Genomic DNA, 19,415 nt, shown 5'->3' on the forward strand with positions numbered 1-19,415 from the left:
TTGACTGTGGGGCGGAGTTGACCGCCCCTACTGTCTGTTTAAGCTAGTGTGATAATTTGGGAAAATTAATCTTCCTCGTCGTTGTCAAAACTATCTTGATTTAATTCTAATTCTTCTTCCATTTCATCTTCAAATTCTGATCTGTCATCTTCGTTATTTTCTGCTTGATACTGCGCTCTGACGGCGGCAAATTTGGTATCTTCGGCTGCATGGTCATACTTGGCCTGATCTTTGATATCAATTTTCCAACCAGTCAAACGGGCGGCTAATCGGACATTTTGCCCTTCTTTACCAATGGCTAAACTGAGTTGATCTTCTGCTACTAAAACGTGGGTTTGGCGACTTTCAGGATCCATGAGTCTGACTTCATCTACCCGCGCTGGACTCAACGCATTAGCAATGTATGTAGCTGGATCTGGAGACCAGCGAATTACATCAATTTTTTCTCCCCGTAGTTCATTCACTACCACTTGGATTCTTGATCCCCGCGCCCCAATACAAGCTCCAACGGGGTCTACATCCCGATCTAGGGTGTCAACAGCAATTTTTGTCCGGGGACCAACATAACGAGAGGGCGGGTTAGCTTCTCGCGCTACAGCCACAATTCGCACTACCTCATCTTCAATTTCTGGGACTTCGTTGGCGAATAGATAAACTACTAAACCTGCATCAGCACGGGATACCATTAATTGTGGTCCCCGTTGTTGTCCTTGGGAAACTTTTTTCAGGTATACCTTAAACATAGCATTAGCTCGATAGTTATCGTTGGGTAATTGTTCCCGCTTCGGTAACTCGGCTTCTACTTCTGGCTGTCCTAGTCCACTTGTGACAGCTAAAACTACTGATTGTCTTTCAAAACGTAAGACTCTTGCCTGTAATACTGTTCCTTCTAAGTCTTGAAACTCTTCTTGCACCATTTGGCGCTGTTGATCCCGCAATTTCTGCGCTAATACTTGTTTGGTTTGCATGGCGGCCATGCGCCCAAATTCGCCTTGATCGGGAGTGACATCTAATACTACAGAATCGCCTAGTTGGGCTTCTGGGGCTACTTGCTGTACTTCGTCTAAGGAAATTTGATGATCGGAGTTTGCGACTGCTTCCACAATAGTTTTAGTGGAAAGTACCCGAAATCCTTCGCCGTCAATATCTAGTTCTACTTCAAAATTTTGAAAATATTCTTCGTCAAATTGTTTACGTTCTAAATTTTGGGCGCGACGATAACGTTCGTAACCTTTGAGTAAGGCTTCTCTAATAGCTGCTTGTACAGCCAAACGGGGTAAATTTCGTTCTTGGCTAATATTTTCAATTAGGTCTTTTAATCCTGATAAAGTCACCATTGACATACGCAGTCTCCTAAAATTTTATGTAAGTGGTCAGCAAAATCAGATAATAGGTAAGGAGTCATTGTTTTCCATGACAAATTACTCCTGACCAATTACCAGTTACCAGTCCCTAATCCAATGTCTAAAATCTCAAATGATTAGCGACGCTCATCCAGTTGTACTGTAGTGATGAGATTACGAGGAATTTCTACTACACGACCTTTTTGATTGAGGTAAACTGTAGTCTCATCCCGGCGAACTAATTGGCCTATCCACTCTTGCTGTTGTTCGTAGGGTGGGGAAGTGGAAATGATGACAGGAAATCCTTTGAAGGAAATAAATTCCCTGTCTGTTACCAGTTGCCGCGAAATACCAGGACTGGATACTTCCAATACATAAGCGTCTGGAATAATCTCTGCCGCGTCTAATGAAGCTTCTAAGGCACGGCTCATCCTTTCACAATCATCCAAACCAATGTCCTGTAGAGGATTACAGATATCTACCCGCAAGACTGGGGGACGTTGGTTTGTGTGAAAAACAGCGCCAACAATTTCTAATCCTAGTTCTGCTGCTACTGGTGAGGCTAAATCAATAATTTGTGGTATTAAAGGATGAGTCATGGGAAAATTCAATAAAAAAAAGTGGGCTTTAACCCACTTCTGGCGATAGGGATATCTTCCAAGAAGTATTGTGGCGAACTGGCATTAGTTCGCCCCTAACATGAGTGTAGCGTATTTATTTCATTAGTCATGACTGACCGGGAAAAATCAGGGAACAGGGAATAATAATGGTTGGCTGAGTTTTTGATACATCACCAACCACTTTAAAACATTATCCAAGAGCGATGACGAACCACTGCTGCAAGGAGTCTGTAATTTCTCCATATATTAGTTCTATGTTACGGTTATTTAATCTTGATAAATCACTTGTTTTTCGCACTAAATATTTAATTGTATGTCCTTGATTTTCTAATGTTTTGACTAAATGCGAAGCTGTAAATCCATTTCCACCATAAATATTTTCATATTAAATAAACCACGAAGTAACGAAGTACACGAAGAAGGAAGAGAAGAAAAAGATATATGGCAATTGTATTAGATTTTTGAATGATATAACGAACCACAGAGACGCAGAGAGCGCGGAGGTAGAGAACAAAGAGAAATTTTCAAATCTTATCTCACGTAATCTCTATTCATACGTGAAATAATTGGTAGTATGGGTGATCTTCCCATACCCAAGAAAGTTCTGCTGTTTTATATTTACTATTTCCTCCTTGCATTCCTAAATAAATTAAGCTTCTTCTAAAAATTCTTCTTCATTGCGAGGAGTAGAACTCCAATTATTAGCAAAAGCTTTAGTAAATAGATGGTATAAACTGCGAGTGCCTGCTAAAAATTCTGGGTCTTTGGTGCGAAGATATCGGAATGTAACACCAGATTGTAAGTTTAGTAATACTACTTCTGAGAGGTTGCACCCAATTGGGATCATTTTGATATATTCTAGTAGGGACAGCAAAAAAATTTTTTATCTCGGCTTCTGTAGTCACAGGTTTAATTTTAAACTGATGGTTATTGATTTTTGTAGTTGTAGTTAAAGAAGTATATTGAGGAGAAAAACAATGAAAGCGATATTAATGACAGCAGCAGGTAAACCGGATGTTTTAGAGTTACAAGAAGTTCCCCAACCTATACCAACAAATAAAGAAATTTTAGTTCAGATATTAGCGGCTGGTGTTAACCCTATTGATACTAAATTACGTCAACGGGGGACATTTTACCCTGAGCAAATGCCCGCTATTTTAGGATGTGATGGTGCGGGGATAGTGGAAGCTGTGGGTAGTGATGTTGAAAAATTTCATGTTGGTGATGAAGTATATTTTTGCTATGGTGGTTTGGGAGGAAATGCAGGAAATTATGCTGAATATACCATTGTTGATGAAAGATTTGTTGCCTTTAAACCTAAATCTATTTCTTTTGCACAAGCAGCAGCAGCACCTCTAGTTTTAATCACTGCTTGGGAAGCTTTATATGAAAGGGGAAGACTTGAACCAGGAGAAAAGGTATTAATTCATGCCGGTGCTGGTGGTGTTGGTCATGTAGCTATTCAACTAGCTAAACTCAAAGGTGCAGAGGTAGCAACTACGGTAAGTTCTCCAGAAAAGGCTAATTTTGTGACTAAACTGGGTGCGGATAAAGTAATTTTTTATCAAGAAACTGATTTTGCAACATCTGCATTAGAATGGACTAATGGTGAAGGTGTAGATTTAGTTTTTGATACTATTGGTGGTGATACTTTTGAAAAATCTTTTCCCGCAGTGCGAGTTTATGGAGATATTGTCACTATTCTTGAACCGAAAGCTAATACTGTTTGGAAGGTTGCGAGAAATAGAAATCTCCGCATTGGTTTAGAGTTAATGCTGACACCAATGTTATTAGGAAATGTGGAAGCATTAATACATCATGGAGAAATTCTTCAACAGTGCGCTAATTGGATAGATGCAGGTAAGCTAACAATTGAAGTTAGTCAAACTTTTCCTTTAGCAGAAGCAGCAAAAGCACACGCTGTAATTGAGTCTGGTTCTGTTCAGGGTAAACTCGTTTTATTGAATTAATAACTACTCCCTTCCAGCTAAAAGATTACAGATGTTTTTCTCTGTGTTCTCTGTGCCTCTGTGGTATGCCTTACGGCACGCTACGCGAACGTGATTAAAAATTTAGGTAATTTAATATTAGGATAGGAGTAAATATAAAATTTGTTGAGCTATTTACAAAAATGGAAATTTCCCCAAGTTTATTACATAAAAAACACTGTTAAACAAATAAAATCCTTTGGTGCGGTATTAGGAAAAAGTCTGATTTCTAAATCCGTACTAATTGGACTTCTTTGCATATTAACTATATTTTTATTTCCTGTTCCTACTTTTGCAGCACCAACAGAACAAAATGAACCTATCATTTTAACCTTAGAATTGTTACAAGAAAGGGTTAAATCACCTATTTTAAAAGATGGTAATTTAACTGTAGATTTAAGGAAAATGGTGATTAATTTACGTTCTGAAAATACTATGTTTCGGGATAGTTTTTACCAATTACTGAGAAAAGAATTGCAAAAAACAGGTGCAAAACCTTTAGGTTTAGATTTGAGTAATTCTATCATTGAAGGTGATTTTTATGGGAGTGATTTAGGTTTAAGAACTCCTCTTTATGCTCAAGGTATAGCTCAACTTTTTACACCTACTGAACGGGAACAGTTAGAAAGTCTTCATTCTGTATGTTTGCAATCTTTAGCATTAGATTTTCCTAATTCTAAAGATTGTAAATCTTTGTTAGGTAATAAGTCAAATAATTCTAGCAATATTGCTGTATTTCGTGGTGCTTTAATTATGGTTGACAGTCGTTTTAATGGGGAAGTAAAATTTCCTAATACGTTCTTTCTTCAATCTGTAAATTTTCAAGGAGCAAATTTTTTAAAACCTACTAATTGGGATGAATCTAGATTTAGTCGAACTGTAAATTTTAATGGTGCTATTTTTCACGCCCTTACTAGTTTTCAAGGGAGTATTTTTTTTGATAAGGCTAATTTTCAAAATGTAAACTTTATAGAATCTGCTAATTTTCAAGGTAATATTTTTTGTGATGATGTAAAATTTACTCAAGGGAAGTTTCAACAGATCGTAAAATTTAATAGTAGCTTTTTGCAAAAAAAAGTTGATTTTTCTAATGTTACTTTTAATAATCAAGTAAATTTCAATAAGGTTGATTTTCATGCAGCTTTATTAATGAAAGATACTATTTTTAAACAAGCTCTAATTTTTAGAGAAGCTGAGTTTAATCAATTTGTAGATTTGCAAGGTGCAAGTATTTTGAATCAAGCTGATTTTAGTGATGTCAAATTTGCAGAAACAGCTTTTTTAAATGTTGCTGGTTTGGTGTTTAATTCTAATCAAGCAAAAATTTTAGGTAATGTGGGGGAAATTGGGAAAAAGTTGATTGTCCCAACATTACAAGGTAATCAAAATATTTTGCGGAATTTAAGTCAAAATTTCCGTCTTCAGCAACAGGTAAGTGACGCAAATCAGTTAGAATATACTAAACAACGTTTAAGGTTAATTGAATTAAGTCATCGGTTAGTAGCTGTGAATATTAATACTGCTTCTATTAATAGGTTGATAAATTTAGGTTTTTCGGAAACTCAAGCCATTGAAATTAGCAAATATCGTCAAATTCAACATTTTCGGAATATTAGTGAGTTACTAATTTTACCAGATGTGGATTTAGAAATATATAATAAATTAAATGATAAAATTATCGCAACTGAACCAATGGTTTTCAGTGGTTGGATAGTTAAATTTTTAAGTTGGTTGTTATTAAGTTTATTATTATTAATAAGTGGTTATGGTACTAACTTTTGGTTAGTTTTTGGAGTCGGTGGTGTAGTTATTTCCTGTTTTGGTGTATTATTTTGGTTAGTTGATCGCTATCGTCGTTTGTCTCCTGTTCCTATTGTTCCTCGATATTATGAAAGTCTTTGTATATTATCTAGTTTTATCTGTTTAATATCTGGTAGTGTGTTGGCTATTTTTCGTAATTCTGGTAATCCTTGGTTAACTTTACTGTGTGTATTATTAATTATTGTTCCTATCCCAGCAATTTTAGTATGGCAACTTTATCAACAAGGACGCTATCATGATTTAATGGATATTTCCTATTTTCGAGAAGATGGAACTTTAAGACAGTTAAGATTATTAATTGGGAGATTACCGGTTATTCCTAGAAATCCCAGTTTTCGAGAAAGATATATGCCACTACTGTGGGATAAACGCTGGAATTGGTTAAATTATTATGATTTTAGTTTAAATAATTGGGTGAGATTAGGATTTAATGATATTCGTTTACGAGATGAACATTTACCAGGAATTATTTCTGCACTTGCTTGGTATCAATGGAGTTTAGGTTTACTTTATATTGTGTTAGCTGGTTGGACTCTCTCGCGGACAATTCCCGGATTGAATTTATTGATTTATCTTAAATAAATTGAAGATTCCTAAATTTAGAGAAAAATATTCTTCACCAAATCTTTATTTTTCTGATCGCCTATAAAACTAAGATATATTGATTTAGATATTTTTTGTACTCGGATCTCTATTGAATTATTAAAAATCAGTATTTCTAGATTTTGTGCCTCTATCAATAGACATATTTCCAGTAAAATTACTAATAAGGCAATTAATCACAAGGTTGATAATTATGACGATAGCTAAGATTGGAATTATTGGTGGTAGTGGGTTGTATAAGATGGAAGCACTAAAAGATGTGGAAGAAATAGAAATTTCTACACCTTTTGGTTCACCCTCAGATGCGATAATTATCGGAACTTTGGAAGAAACTAGAGTAGCTTTTTTAGCGCGTCATGGTCGTAATCATACGTTGTTACCTTCGGAGTTGCCGTTTCGGGCTAATATTTACGCCATGAAGCAATTAGGGGTAGAATACTTAATATCTGCAAGTGCTGTGGGTTCTTTGAAAGCTGAAGCTAAACCCTTAGATATGGTGATTCCCGATCAGTTTATTGACAGGACGAAAAGCCGAGTGTCAACGTTTTTTGGTGAGGGTATTGTAGCTCATATTGCCTTTGGTGAGCCGATTTGTAAACATTTAGCCAGTATTTTGGCAGAGGCGATCGCTGCTTTAAATTTACCAGATGTAACTTTACATCATGGTGGGACTTACGTATGTATGGAAGGCCCCGCATTTTCCACTAAAGCTGAATCTCATCTCTATCGCAGTTGGGATGCAACGGTAATTGGGATGACTAATTTACCGGAAGCGAAGCTAGCACGGGAAGCGGAAATTGCCTATGCAACCTTGGCGCTGGTGACGGATTATGATTGCTGGCATCCCGATCATGATAGTGTAACGGTGGAAATGGTGATTGGGAATTTACACAAGAATGCGGTAAATGCTCAGGAAGTTATTAAAGAAACTGTGAAGCGGTTGAGTGCAAACCCCCCTGCTAGTGATGCTCATTCGGCTTTAAAGTATGCGATTTTGACAAATTTGGAGAAAGCACCGATAGCAACAAAGGAAAAGCTGGGTTTATTGTTAGATAAATATTTGTAAAGGGGGCAAGGGGTAATTATTGCCCCATTTTCTGCATCTTGATCTGCGGGCAATTCCATCTCATGATACATTCGCCAGGGTATTTGCGAGAATAGAACTCGCTAATTTCCGTTGTTGATCAAATTTACGGAAACTAGGAATCGTTTATGCACAACCTTAACTAACCTTCATATAAAATTTCATTGCGATTAGCTGCACCATAGACAGGTAGAGAATTATCTAAATGAGGGACTAGAGGAGCATGAATATCCGTAGATACTTCTAATTCTTTTTCTAAATTTTGTAAAAGTCTATCTTGTGCATCCCGAAAAGCGGATATATTTGAACCACGATTAATAATAGTAAACCAAACTAAACCGCGATCGCGTGTGGGAACAACTCCAGCTAAAGCACTAACATTATTGAGAGTACCTGTTTTCATCACAGTTGCTTTTGGCATATGGCGGGAATGAATTGTACCTCTATGATCTAGTCCAGAGGTAGGAAATAAATCAGCTAAAGTCAATTGATAAAGACTAGCTTCCCGTTGCAATGCCATAAACATAGCGGATACTGCTCTAGGAGAAATCTGATTTTCTGTACCTAAACCAGAACCATTAATCAGAAGAATTTCGGACTTGGGAACTCTGGCTAATTGTGATGCTATACTACTAACCGCATCTGCTCCACCCATATTATCAGCTAACATTTGGGCAATATAGTTATTACTGAAAACATTCATTTCCTTAATGATTTTTTGTAAAGGTAAGGAAAGATGGCGTACCAGTAAAGTTTGTCCTAATTTGACTTCTTTTTCTACCTTGACATCACCAGTAATATTTATTTTTGGTCTAGCAGTTTCAGAAGGCATCCTAGAGTAATGGGAACTAATAGTACCAGACCAATTTTCACGATTTAATGCTTGTTTCAGAAGTTCCCCAGCTAAAGAACGATGGCTTTGAAAATTCATGGCAAAAGCACCATTAATAATCAAATTGCCCTTCACTTTTTTAACACCTATTTGATTGAGAGTATTACCTAAAGCGATCGCTTCTTGCCAAACAAACATCGGATCACCAGTACCAGTAATTACTAAATCACCTTGTATCACCCCATCTACTAACTTGCCATTGGTACTAACGAAAGTTTCAAATTGATGATTGGGTCCCCAAGCTTTAAAAGCTGCTAAGGAAGTAGCAACTTTAGTTAAAGAAGCGGCCGGTAAAGGTATAGTTCCTTGATGATTAGCCATTAACATTGCACCTGACTGTAACCAAATACCCTGAGATGATACGAGACTTGAATCAATCAATTGTGATGAAATTAAATTCCGCAGATATTCTTGTACTGTCATAGCTGCTGTAGGACTAGGATCAGGTACAAGAACAACACTAGGGCTACCTTGCCAAGCTAATACATTTAAGGCTTGTAGAGGTTGAAGCTGCATCTTAGCCATTTCTAAACATAAGGAAAACAAACCTGATCCTAATAGTTCCAGCATAGTGAAATTCCTCGATAGGGTAATGGGTAATTTGTTAAATTTGTCCTCAATTTTATCGGCGTAAACCTCAAAATCAGACAATTGTTAATTTGACGTTTTCTCTTTTCTTCGCAACTTTTACTAATATACGAGCCTGATTATATTTATCAGTATTTAGTTCTGATGAAGTCAGAATTTAGGGTTGAGCGAATCAACAGCCAGGAGTCAGAAATACTAATCACAGCAGAATGCAACAGATTTCATATTTTTGAGTAATATCAATTGTGATAGTGCCAGTCTTATTGCTCAAAAATAAAGTTCTCTCCTGGTTAATGTTTTTTGTATATTTTGGCTAATTCATAAATTAGTATAGTTTACTTTCTTTCTGGATGTGCTGCTTCCTCTAGACTGCACGTTCCCACTTGATTAATCATGCCAATCATTTGATACAAACGGCCTAAATCTCGCTGATTGAAATATAATACTAATCGTGGTAAATCAGAAGTTTCATCTTGTCCTTCTTGGGGTAATGCTTGACTTTTAGTAATTTTACCCGCTACTAGAATATCACTGAAATTAGTATTTAGCGTATCCACTTGAGCATCTGATAAATCTTCTCTCAACCTGATAACTAATTGATCCCCAACATAACGACTAGAATGATAAATCTGATAAAAACAGGTAATGGCATGACAAGCAACTTCTATATCATCTGTAATAGTATATAAACTGGGATCATCAGGACTAACCAACCCTGTTTTTACCAATTGCTCATTAATATATTTACTCCAAGAGCGCCAATAATCACCCCCAGGTTGATCAATTAAAACTAAAGGAACTGGTCCAAATTTTCCTGTTTGGCTTAATGTCATACATTCAAAAGCCTCATCTTGAGTACCAAAACCTCCAGGAAATAAGGCTACAGCATCACTTTCTTTGAGGAGAAATAACTTCCGGGTAAAGAAATATTTAAAGTTAATTAGTTTAGTATCACCTTGAATAATGGGATTAGCTTGTTGTTCAAAAGGTAACTGAATATTTAAACCAAAGGAATTTTTTCTACCAGCACCTTCTTGACCAGCTTGCATAATACCACCACCACCACCTGTCATCACCATAAATCCTAACTGGGAGACTGCACGACTAAATGCAGTTGCCATTTGGTAGGCTGGAGTATCTGGTGCTAGACGGGCAGAACCAAAAATAGTAATTTTCCGTACATGACGGTAATCATAAAATAATTTAAAACCACGTTCCATATCTGCTAAAGCCGCAGATAATATTTTCCAGTCTAGACGTTCAATTTCAGTATCAGCAAGCTGCAAAATAGTCGTCAGTGATTGTTGAATAAACTGACGATGTTTGAGAGTGGGTAAACGATCTATTAATTCAGCTAGATCGGCTTTGAGGGAATCTAAGGAAGAAAATAACGGTTCAGAGGTCATGGGTACTGCCGCAATAATTGGCACTATATTATAACCTAAGTTGCTAATTTAGGAAGTAAAAAAGATAGGCGTTGCTGATATTGAGTGTCAGAATTTATCTTGATAGGACTCACGATAACAACAGAAATATACAAAAATGGTACTGACCCCAGACTTTTGCTTTTAATTTAAGAAAAAGATAGGGGACGCACCATATTTATCCTGTAATTGATGTTGTAAATGAATAACTCAACAGAGGTATTGTGTGGATTGAGCTTCAAAGATACTTCTCTAAGGTGATAGATAAAGTACTTCTAGGTACAGCACCGACAACCATATCTACTTTTTGTCCATCTTTGAAAATCATCAGTGTAGGAATACTGCGAATACCGTACTGACTAGCAATCTGAGGATTTTCATCAGTGTTAACCTTGACAACTTTTAATTGTCCATCATACTGAAGAGCGATTTCCTCCACTACAGGGGCTACCATTCGGCATGGACCACACCAGGGAGCCCAAAAGTCAACGAGTACCGGAACCTCATTATCCAGTACCTCTTCCTTAAACGTAGAATCTGTAACTGCTGCTGCTGACATACCTAAAAACCTTTACATAAGATATTTCTGAGCTTGGTGAAAATTCTACCATAGCAAAAACATCCTCTTAGGGATAAACCATGTACATTTACAAAGAAACAATAAAACTTATGATAATAATAAGGAACCGCCCGAACATTAGTCCGGGCGGAATGTGGTGTGAGGAGTGAACGGAAACATGCGTCTCCGCCATCTCTATTGTAGGCTAGATATTAGATTTTTCCAGTAGATTCTTCAGACTGATACAAAAGTTTTTGTGATGGTATCAGGAGGAACAATCATGGGGTAGGGGACTAAGGGAGTAGGGGTTCGGCTTCCTTCGACTTTGCTCAGGGCAAGTCGCTCACCGACCGGGAAGCCAGGGAGTAGGGAAGCAGAGGTGCAGGGGAGAAAATTCTATTCCCTCTTACCCATTACCTATTACCCATCTTTTATTTACCCATACCTAACTGTTGAGCTTTTTGATAAACTTTGCCTTCGGTAAGTAGGGAAGGAGCAATGACAACTTCAACTTGCTGCATTTCTTGAATGTTTTTAGCACCTAAAGTTCCCATGCTGGTTTTTAAAGCTCCTAAAAGATTATGAGTCCCATCATCTAAACCGGCAGGCCCTGTGAGTATTTGTTCTAAACTTCCTGTCGTACCCACTTTAATCCGAGTTCCACGAGGTAATACGGGGCTAGGGGTAGCCATACCCCAATGATATCCACGTCCAGGGGCTTCGGCGGCTCTAGCGAATGGAGAACCTATCATGACGGCATCTGCACCACAGGCGATACATTTACAGATGTCTCCACCAGTGATTAAACCACCATCGGCAATCACAGGGACATATTTACCTGTTTCTTGGTAATAATAGTCTCTAGCGACTATACAATCAGCGATCGCTGTAGCTTGAGGAACACCCACGCCCAGGACACCGCGAGAAGTACAAGCAGCACCAGGTCCAATACCCACTAATACTGCTGCTGCGCCAGCTTTCATTAACTCCAGTGTGACTTCATAGGTTACACAATTACCTAATGCCACGGGAATGGGCATACAAAGGCAAAATTCTGCTAGGTCTAGTGGAGTAATAGATTCTGGTGATAAGTGATCAGTAGAAACTACTGTAGCTTGGATAAAAAATAAATCTGCTCCTGCTTTAGCTACAACTTCACCATATTTACTTGCACCTGCTGGAGTTGCGCTGACTGCTGCAATACCGCCTTGCTGTTTAATTTCCTGAATACGTTTTTCAATTAGTTCCGGTTTTATTGGTTCGGCATATAGTTCTTGCATGAGGGCAACAAATTCATCTTTACCCACAGAGGCAATCCGATCTAAAATCGGTTCAGGGTCAGCATACCGAGTCTGGATACCCTCTAAGTTGAGTACACCCAATGCCCCTAATTGGGACAAGCGCACAGCCATTTTTACATCCACCACACCATCCATTGCACTGGCAATGATGGGGATTTCTCGCTCAATATTGCCAATTTTCCACTTAGTATCAGCTAAACTCGGATCGAGTGTTCTGTTACCAGGGACGAGAGCAATTTCATCAATTCCATAGGCTCGGCGAGCCTTTTTTCCCCGCCCAAGTTCAATTTCCACGCTTTAACTTTTCTCAAAACTGTTTAAGCTAGGGTATCAAATTGTGGCAAGATTGGGAATTGTCCGCCAATTAAAAATTAAAAATTAAAGTTCCTTAACGAATCTAGCGCTTATTTTTAGCATGATCAGCGCCAGTATAACCTGTAGCTAACCAAACAACTGCCCTCGCACCATCCCGAATGGATTTTTGAATGGGTTCTGGGGAATTTGCTGAGGGAACTGAGACGGGCTTGAATTTTATCCCCCGACTACCTAAAACAATTTCCCCAACGATGCAAGCACGACGCATATGGAAATCGGATGTAATTAAATAAACACTTTTAATGCCACGAGCCTGTAATTCATCTACTAAGGTAGTAAAATTAGTAACTGTATCTACAGCTTCATAATCTAAGTTTAAACGCTGGAGATCAATGCCAGCATTGGCAAATATTTTTTTTGTATGCTGTGGTGGACTACCGCCAGATATCCAAATCGGTATATTTGAATACTGATGAGCTAGTTGGGCTGTAAACTTTTCTCTTTCTAATAGGGGGGTAGAACCTCCTAACACTAATATTGCCTGTGGTTGTACAAATTGATTTTGGACTGATTTTGACCCCCACCAGATGCATAGGGAGAGGATGCAACCCATCAGCCTTACAGATTTAGTGCTAAAAAGGAGCTTATTCAAAGCTCTATCATTTTTTTTTGGAGTGGAATTTTCTTTAAAAATCAGCACAATGACGGTTAAGGATGATGGTTAGTATAAGTTTTTGCGAAGTATACCTAAAAAAATGGGTAGCTGGGCAATGTAAGTTACTAAATCTATTTCACTGTAATTGCTGCCATATCCTAAACTATATTAGAAAATTGATCAAAGGTGTTTCACCAGTCGTTTATAGCTGAATTTTGAGATGTAGATAAAAAAAACTAACACAGCTAAAATTTTGAGTGGGTGTATTTTATTGCTAGGTTATAGCTTTATTCAGCAACCCCTAATTAGGAAATTATACACACATTACCAGATCAATAATTGTCAAAGAGTACGATAAATTCAAAGAGCTTTAGGTACTGTTAATACGGTTCGCTACTTTTAAAGACGTAATGGTTTGCGTGTAGATGGTGTTGTTGGCCAATCTACTCGCAGAGCTTTGGGTATTTAGGTGAGAGTTCACCTGTTATCAGTTATTAGTTAAATAGTTTTTAACGATTTGTAGGATGCGTTCTGCTGCATGGCCATCGCCAAAGGGATTAATGGCGGTGGCCATTTTAGTATAAGCGTCTGGGTCGCTAAGTAGTTCACTTGCGGCTGTGACAATATTTGCGGTTTGTGTTCCTACGAGTTTAGCTGTACCTGCTGTGACTGCTTCTGGTCTTTCGGTGGTTTCTCTGAGGACTAAGACTGGTTTACCAAGACTGGGGGCTTCTTCTTGTAGGCCACCGGAATCTGTTAGGATTAAATGCGATCGCTCAATAGCCCCCACTAATTGAGCATAATCTAAGGGTTCTGTGAGGAAAATTCGCGGATGATTGCCTAATAAATGTTGCAATGGTTCTCTGACTGTGGGATTTTTATGTAATGGCAGCAATAAGGCTGTATCGGGAAATCGCTCTAAAATTTGTAAGAAACTTTGGGCGATATCTTGGAGTGGTTCTCCCCAATTTTCTCGTCTGTGGACTGTTGCCAATATTATTCTATATTTATGCCAATCTAAACCAGGTATATGACAATATGGTTGAGTTGCCGCCACATTCAACAAGGCATCAATGACTGTATTTCCTGTTAAATGAATTTCTCCCAATACCCCAGATTTTTTTAAGTTTTCCAGTGCTAAAGTAGTCGGTGCAAAATGTAATTGGGTAAGTTGAGAAATTAATCTTCTATTAGCTTCTTCGGGAAAAGGATTAAATAAATCATCTGTCCTCAAACCAGCTTCTACATGACCAACAGGGATTTTTTGATAAAAAGCTGCTAAACTTGCGGCAAAGGCTGTTGTTGTATCTCCCTGAACGATCACAAAATCTAATGTTTGTTCGTGAAATAATGCTTCTAAACCTTGTAAACTCCGACAGGTAATATCACTGAGAGATTGTTGACGCTGCATAATCTCTAAATTCCAATCGGGTTTGAGTTTGAACAATTTCATTACTTGTTCAACCATTTCTCGATGTTGTCCTGTGAGAATTACTTGTAATTCAAAATCTGGAGAACGTCGAAACGCCTGGATTACCGGAGATAATTTAATCGCTTCAGGACGAGTTCCTAAAATAATGCCAATGCGGTGTTGATTAGTCATTAGTCAAATAATTATAATTTACTTTTAATTTTCAATTTGCCAAGATGGTAATTAGGTTGTTATTGTATTATACATAATTATTGTCTACTATTTGCGGACAAAACTATCAATATTATAAATTATGGGTACTTGGGTATCTGGTTGGATTTGAACTAATACAATGGCAAATTTAAAATGAATCTGCATAGCTAATCATAATTAACCGCCAATAAACGCAGATAATGTCATGAATTTTATGATTATGTCCAGCTTCATATAAAATTTAAAATTGGTATTATACTCCAATTATCTATAGCGGTTCTCGGTTGAGTAAGATACAAGAGACTCACTCCAACCCCTCCCCGCAAGCGAGGAGGGGCTTATAATATATCTCATTCAAGTGCATACTGCTATAATTTTTCTAAGCAGGTTTCCATGTACCGTGGAAACTGTGGGGTATGACGCTGGGTAATCCCAGTTTACAAATAGGTTGTTCATTTAACCTATCACTGGCAAATACCCAAACTTCGCTACTATGGGTATTACCATCATAAACCACTGTTAACAGCCAACCTTGCTCAGGGTTTTGCCGATTTTGTACATGAATAGGTTCGGAAGGATAGTAATTTTCTCCTATGTTTGCTTGGGTTAAAGTTCCATTTTTGTGATCAAAACAAGCAATAGTATTTAAAATTTCCTCACGGGTATTTGTTCCGGTGTGAAATCCTGACATATAGGTATAGGGAGAAAATTGACCTACATTTTTCTGAGGAACACTGGGAAATTCACAATGTTCATTTGCAAGTTCCTCAATTTTAATTACCTTGCTGGTGAGTGGATTAAGTTGGACTTGTGAAAATGTACTCTTGGCAATTGTGTGAGTTTCTCCTGTTGCGACTTCTCGAAGATATTGATTAGTTTGAAAGTCTTCATAACGGGCAATATCTACAACCATTGCCCCACTATTATCTACATAACCATTAGCAAAATGCCATTGAAACCAAGGTTCAGTTTCTCCTCGACTGACTAAGGATAAATTTTCTCTGTCAAAAACTATAATTTGAGTTCCCAGTTCAGGATGCCATTTTAGGGAATCACTATAATTACTAATTCCGACTAAAACAGGCCACAGATTTAATCGCACTGGGGAAATAAAAAAGACAAGATACTGTCCTGCTAATACAAAATCATGTATTAGGGGTACTCCTGCTAATTGGTGTGTTGCTGTTTGAATAATTTTGCCATTGGGGCCACTTTTATAAATATTCAGTGTGGCATTTAATCCCGGACTAACACCAAAATTAAAAATTTCTCCTGTTTTTATGTCCTGTTTATAATGTGCAGAATAGCTTTGTTCTTTAGTTAAACTTCCTAAATTATCTTCTCCAAAAGTTTCTAAAGTTTGTAAATCTAAACTATGAGGTTTACCACCTTCCCACAATGCCAAAAGTTTATCAGGTAATGCCAAAACGGAAGTATTCGCGGCATTTTTGACAGGTTTTGTCCATTGATTCCAGATAATTCCCGGTGCAGTCATGCCATAATTACCATAAAGTAATTTATCGGCAGTCGTTTCTTGTTGATAACCAGTAGTTTGCACATAACGATAAACCCCAGTTACAGCAGCATCAGTAAAATTCACAGCCAGAATTGCCCCATCTCCATCAAACCAATGTCCCATAGAGACACCATTTCGTTCTAGTCGCGCTGGCCCATTTCGGTACATTGTACCCCGCAAACCATCAGGTAGTTTACCTGCGATAATAGGTAATACAGTTTGTGTAAATTCCGTTGCGGGTTGAGATATTGCTCCAACCCATGCTTTTTTGCTTGACTTTTTGTTGATTGTTTGCATATAGGATTTATTCTTTCCATCACATATACTAAATTTTATCTGATTTCTAAAAAGATAAAAATTTGAGATCCTTAACATCTGACGCTTTATTAATCATGGTTGGTGGGTATTACCCACCCTAGTAAATTATGAGAGTTATGTTATGGACTTTTATTTTCGCAATAATGATGATAGTGTAAGCAGTTGGGGGCTGATTGAAATATTTTTTTCACCGATAACTAACATAATATCAAGAGTTGGTAATTGTAATGTTCACAAAAAAATTTAAAATTAAAAGCAAATTGATGGCTTTCTTATTTATTGCCACGTTAGCCATCTCTCTGTTCTGTGCTAATTTTTCATTTTCCTCTGTAATTGCTCAATCAAATTCGGGGAAAATTTTAATCATGGTGACATCGGCAGATTACCCACCTTACGAATTTCGGAAAACTGGTAGTGGGAATAATGAAATAATTGGGTTTGATATAGATATTGCTCAATATATTAGCCAAAAACTAGGCTATCAATTAGAAATTAGAGATACAGATTTTAGTGGAATTATTCCCGCTTTACAATCTGGTCGGGCTGATTTTGCTATGGCAGGAATGTCTCCCACTGCGGAACGGAAAAAAAATGTAGATTTTTCTGATATTTACTACGAATCGAAAAATACTATTGTTGCAAAAGCAGGTAGTAATCTCAACAAACATGAGGATTTAACTGGTAAAAAATTAGGCGTGCAATTAGGATCAATTCAAGCTAACGCAACCAAGAAATTAAAAAATGTTCAGGTTATTTTCTTGAATAAAACAGGTGATATCATTCAAGAAATTAAATCAGGTCGCATTGATGCGGCTATTATGGAAGATACTATTGCTAAAGGATTTATTGCTAATAATGCCGATTTACAATTTAATGTTATTCCTAGTGATGCGGAAGAAACTGGTTCAGCTATAGTTTTTCCTAAAGGTTCTGCTTTATTAAAGCAATTTAATCCGGTGCTGGAAGATATGAAAAAGACCGGAAAAATTGAAGAATTAGTCAAAAAATGGTTTGGTGATCCTGCGGTTATCATTACGGATAATAATGATAAAATACCGGCTGGTACAACTACCAAAAAATCGCCTTTATCTTTTAGAGAGATAGCAGCTAGTATTCCGTTTATTTTAGAAGGAATATTAGTTACCTTACAATTTACTTTGATTTCTACGTTTTTTGGGTTTATTTGGGGCATAGTTTTAGCATTGTGCAAAATTTCTACAATTAAACCTTTACTGTATTTTGCTAATGGCTATACTTCTATATTTAGAGGTACACCCCTATTATTACAAATTGCTTTAATATACTATGCAACACCTCAATTAACGGGTTATGATATTCCGGCACTTTTCGCAGGTGTAATTACTTTTACCCTTAATTCCGGTGCTTATGTTTCAGAAACCATTCGCGGTGGTATTTTAGCAGTAGATAAAGGACAAATAGAAGCTTCTTTATCCTTAGGTATTGCTTATATTCCGATGATGAAAGATATTATCTTACCTCAAGCTGTAAAAAATATTTTACCTGCTTTAGTTAATGAAAGTATTGGTTTATTAAAGGATTCATCATTAGTATCAACAATTGGGGTAGTAGATGTCTTACGTCGCGCTCAAATTGTTGGTGCAGAAAAGTATATTTATTTTGAGCCTTTGTTGTTAGCAGGAATGATTTATTATGTAATGGTGATAGGATTAACTTGGGTTGGGGGTAAACTGGAGGAAAAATTGCATCGTAGTAGTTAAAAAGTGATATGGTGGTTCTTTTATTGAGTGAGATCTAAGAACCCCACCCCCTTCGGGTTCACTAGTCGGTGGGAAACTCTGCTACAGCACTGATTCACCGCAAGGGAGGAGGAGGCTATGATGTATCTGATACCTTACCTATAGTTAAAAAATTAAATGGGAGTTATATATATGCAATTAAATGATAATGTCAATGTGGCGATCAAAGTTGAAGATTTATATAAATCTTTTGGAAAACTCAAAGTTTTAGAAGGAATTTCTGTGGAAGTTAAAAAAGGTGAAGTTGTGGCTATTATTGGTCCTTCTGGATCGGGAAAATCAACTTTTTTACGCTGTTTAAATTTGTTGGAAGTTCCAACTTCTGGAAGAATTTATATAGATGATGTGGAAATTACTGCACCGAAAATAGATGTGAGAAAAGTGCGGCAAAATATCGGCATGGTGTTTCAGCATTTTAATTTATTTCCTCATAAAACTGTTTTAGAAAATATTATGTATGCACCAATGGAGGTAAAAGGAATTTCTGAATTGCACGCGCGAGAAATAGGGATGGAATTGTTATCAAAAGTGGGATTAGCAAATAAAGCTGATGTCTATCCTTCGCGGTTATCTGGTGGACAAAAACAACGGGTGGCGATCGCCCGCGCTTTGGCAATGAAACCAGATATAATGATGTTTGATGAACCTACTTCTGCTCTTGATCCAGAAATGGTAAAAGAAGTATTAGCAGTGATGGGAGATTTGGCTAAAAGTGGGATGACAATGGCCATTGTGACTCATGAAATGGGGTTTGCGCGAGAAGTTGCGAACCGGATTTTATTTTTAGATGGGGGTAAATTAGCAGAAGATGCACCTCCTATGGAGTTCTTTAGTAGTCCTAAGTGCGATCGCGCTAAACAATTTTTAGACAATGTTCTGTAAGGGAAAAGATATAGCAGGAGGCAGGAGGGAAAGCCTTATCCTGTATAATTTTTAACTTTTAGTTTTTATCTCATTCAACTGCATACCACTATAATATTTAATAA

At 37.3% G+C, this 19,415-nt stretch carries 16 protein-coding genes; 5 read left to right on the top strand and 11 right to left on the bottom strand.

Going from position 1 to position 19,415, the window contains the following annotated elements; all coding sequences use genetic code 11:
• Positions 1–65: 65 nt before the first annotated feature.
• The 4 genes from nusA to CUN59_RS06770 all read right to left on the bottom strand — a co-directional run bounded on the left by nusA (position 66) and on the right by CUN59_RS06770 (position 2,810).
• Positions 66–1,343: a transcription termination factor NusA gene (gene nusA / locus CUN59_RS06755; protein ID WP_207765381.1), complete on the bottom strand. Its 1,278-nt coding sequence runs from the start codon at positions 1,341–1,343 to the stop codon at positions 66–68.
• 137 nt (positions 1,344–1,480) lie between these two features.
• On the bottom strand, positions 1,481–1,942 hold the full coding sequence (gene rimP, locus CUN59_RS06760) for a ribosome maturation factor RimP (protein WP_104387119.1): 462 nt from the start codon (positions 1,940–1,942) through the stop codon (positions 1,481–1,483).
• 211 nt (positions 1,943–2,153) lie between these two features.
• Positions 2,154–2,339 carry an NAD(P)H-binding protein gene (locus CUN59_RS06765; RefSeq protein ID WP_104387120.1) on the bottom strand — a complete coding sequence of 62 codons (186 nt, stop codon included), beginning with the start codon at positions 2,337–2,339 and terminating at the stop codon, positions 2,154–2,156.
• 273 nt (positions 2,340–2,612) lie between these two features.
• Positions 2,613–2,810 carry a hypothetical protein gene (locus CUN59_RS06770; RefSeq protein WP_104387121.1) on the bottom strand — a complete coding sequence of 66 codons (198 nt, stop codon included), beginning with the start codon at positions 2,808–2,810 and terminating at the stop codon, positions 2,613–2,615.
• 130 nt (positions 2,811–2,940) lie between these two features.
• Between CUN59_RS06770 and CUN59_RS06775 the strand changes: the two genes are divergently transcribed.
• The 3 genes from CUN59_RS06775 to CUN59_RS06785 all read left to right on the top strand — a co-directional run bounded on the left by CUN59_RS06775 (position 2,941) and on the right by CUN59_RS06785 (position 7,441).
• A complete protein-coding gene (locus CUN59_RS06775) occupies positions 2,941–3,933 on the top strand; it encodes a zinc-dependent alcohol dehydrogenase family protein (protein WP_104387122.1) in 993 nt (330 codons plus the stop codon).
• 423 nt (positions 3,934–4,356) lie between these two features.
• Positions 4,357–6,354, top strand: a complete 1,998-nt coding sequence (locus tag CUN59_RS06780; RefSeq protein WP_243406890.1) for a pentapeptide repeat-containing protein — start codon at positions 4,357–4,359, stop codon at positions 6,352–6,354.
• Between the two features lie 214 nt (positions 6,355–6,568).
• The gene (locus tag CUN59_RS06785; protein ID WP_104387123.1) at positions 6,569–7,441 is read left to right on the top strand and encodes an S-methyl-5'-thioadenosine phosphorylase; all 873 of its coding nucleotides are present in this window, start codon (positions 6,569–6,571) and stop codon (positions 7,439–7,441) included.
• A 160-nt stretch (positions 7,442–7,601) separates the two neighbouring features.
• On the opposite strand, the gene CUN59_RS06790 is transcribed toward CUN59_RS06785, so the two are convergent.
• From CUN59_RS06790 to CUN59_RS06825, 7 genes are all read right to left on the bottom strand, one after another.
• Entirely contained in the window at positions 7,602–8,921 is a 1,320-nt protein-coding gene (locus tag CUN59_RS06790) for a D-alanyl-D-alanine carboxypeptidase (protein WP_104387124.1), read from the bottom strand.
• 353 nt (positions 8,922–9,274) lie between these two features.
• A complete protein-coding gene (locus CUN59_RS06795) occupies positions 9,275–10,345 on the bottom strand; it encodes an LOG family protein (protein ID WP_104387152.1) in 1,071 nt (356 codons plus the stop codon).
• A gap of 256 nt (positions 10,346–10,601) precedes the next feature.
• Entirely contained in the window at positions 10,602–10,922 is a 321-nt protein-coding gene (gene trxA / locus CUN59_RS06800; RefSeq protein WP_104387125.1) for a thioredoxin, read from the bottom strand.
• A gap of 431 nt (positions 10,923–11,353) precedes the next feature.
• Positions 11,354–12,517: a GuaB3 family IMP dehydrogenase-related protein gene (locus CUN59_RS06805; RefSeq protein WP_104387126.1), complete on the bottom strand. Its 1,164-nt coding sequence runs from the start codon at positions 12,515–12,517 to the stop codon at positions 11,354–11,356.
• 103 nt (positions 12,518–12,620) lie between these two features.
• Positions 12,621–13,151, bottom strand: a complete 531-nt coding sequence (locus tag CUN59_RS06810; RefSeq protein ID WP_104387153.1) for a YdcF family protein — start codon at positions 13,149–13,151, stop codon at positions 12,621–12,623.
• A 529-nt stretch (positions 13,152–13,680) separates the two neighbouring features.
• The gene (gene wecB, locus CUN59_RS06820; protein ID WP_104387127.1) at positions 13,681–14,796 is read right to left on the bottom strand and encodes a non-hydrolyzing UDP-N-acetylglucosamine 2-epimerase; all 1,116 of its coding nucleotides are present in this window, start codon (positions 14,794–14,796) and stop codon (positions 13,681–13,683) included.
• Between the two features lie 400 nt (positions 14,797–15,196).
• Positions 15,197–16,630 carry a carotenoid oxygenase family protein gene (locus CUN59_RS06825; RefSeq protein ID WP_104387128.1) on the bottom strand — a complete coding sequence of 478 codons (1,434 nt, stop codon included), beginning with the start codon at positions 16,628–16,630 and terminating at the stop codon, positions 15,197–15,199.
• 248 nt (positions 16,631–16,878) lie between these two features.
• On the opposite strand from CUN59_RS06825, the gene CUN59_RS06830 reads away from it, so the two are divergent.
• Complete coding sequence (locus CUN59_RS06830; RefSeq protein WP_243406889.1) at positions 16,879–18,390, top strand: ABC transporter substrate-binding protein/permease; 1,512 nt, start codon at positions 16,879–16,881, stop codon at positions 18,388–18,390.
• Positions 18,391–18,561: 171 nt separating this feature from the next.
• A complete protein-coding gene (locus CUN59_RS06835) occupies positions 18,562–19,311 on the top strand; it encodes an amino acid ABC transporter ATP-binding protein (RefSeq protein WP_104387155.1) in 750 nt (249 codons plus the stop codon).
• Positions 19,312–19,415 lie beyond the last annotated feature (104 nt).

This window comes from Cuspidothrix issatschenkoi CHARLIE-1, from assembly GCF_002934005.1.
Lineage (GTDB): Bacteria > Cyanobacteriota > Cyanobacteriia > Cyanobacteriales > Nostocaceae > Cuspidothrix > Cuspidothrix issatschenkoi.

Excerpts from the sequence above, each read along its gene's own strand:
- trxA (WP_104387125.1), bottom strand. The coding sequence starts at position 10,922 with ATGTCAGCAGCAGCAGTTACAGATTCTACGTTTAAGGAAGAGGTACTG.
- CUN59_RS06770 (WP_104387121.1), bottom strand. The coding sequence starts at position 2,810 with ATGATCCCAATTGGGTGCAACCTCTCAGAAGTAGTATTACTAAACTTA.
- CUN59_RS06790 (WP_104387124.1), bottom strand. The coding sequence starts at position 8,921 with ATGCTGGAACTATTAGGATCAGGTTTGTTTTCCTTATGTTTAGAAATG.
- CUN59_RS06780 (WP_243406890.1), top strand. The coding sequence starts at position 4,357 with ATGGTGATTAATTTACGTTCTGAAAATACTATGTTTCGGGATAGTTTT.
- CUN59_RS06825 (WP_104387128.1), bottom strand. The coding sequence starts at position 16,630 with ATGCAAACAATCAACAAAAAGTCAAGCAAAAAAGCATGGGTTGGAGCA.
- CUN59_RS06785 (WP_104387123.1), top strand. The coding sequence starts at position 6,569 with ATGACGATAGCTAAGATTGGAATTATTGGTGGTAGTGGGTTGTATAAG.
- wecB (WP_104387127.1), bottom strand. The coding sequence starts at position 14,796 with ATGACTAATCAACACCGCATTGGCATTATTTTAGGAACTCGTCCTGAA.
- CUN59_RS06810 (WP_104387153.1), bottom strand. The coding sequence starts at position 13,151 with ATGGGTTGCATCCTCTCCCTATGCATCTGGTGGGGGTCAAAATCAGTC.
- rimP (WP_104387119.1), bottom strand. The coding sequence starts at position 1,942 with ATGACTCATCCTTTAATACCACAAATTATTGATTTAGCCTCACCAGTA.
- CUN59_RS06775 (WP_104387122.1), top strand. The coding sequence starts at position 2,941 with ATGAAAGCGATATTAATGACAGCAGCAGGTAAACCGGATGTTTTAGAG.
- nusA (WP_207765381.1), bottom strand. The coding sequence starts at position 1,343 with ATGTCAATGGTGACTTTATCAGGATTAAAAGACCTAATTGAAAATATT.
- CUN59_RS06830 (WP_243406889.1), top strand. The coding sequence starts at position 16,879 with ATGTTCACAAAAAAATTTAAAATTAAAAGCAAATTGATGGCTTTCTTA.
- CUN59_RS06835 (WP_104387155.1), top strand. The coding sequence starts at position 18,562 with ATGCAATTAAATGATAATGTCAATGTGGCGATCAAAGTTGAAGATTTA.
- CUN59_RS06795 (WP_104387152.1), bottom strand. The coding sequence starts at position 10,345 with ATGACCTCTGAACCGTTATTTTCTTCCTTAGATTCCCTCAAAGCCGAT.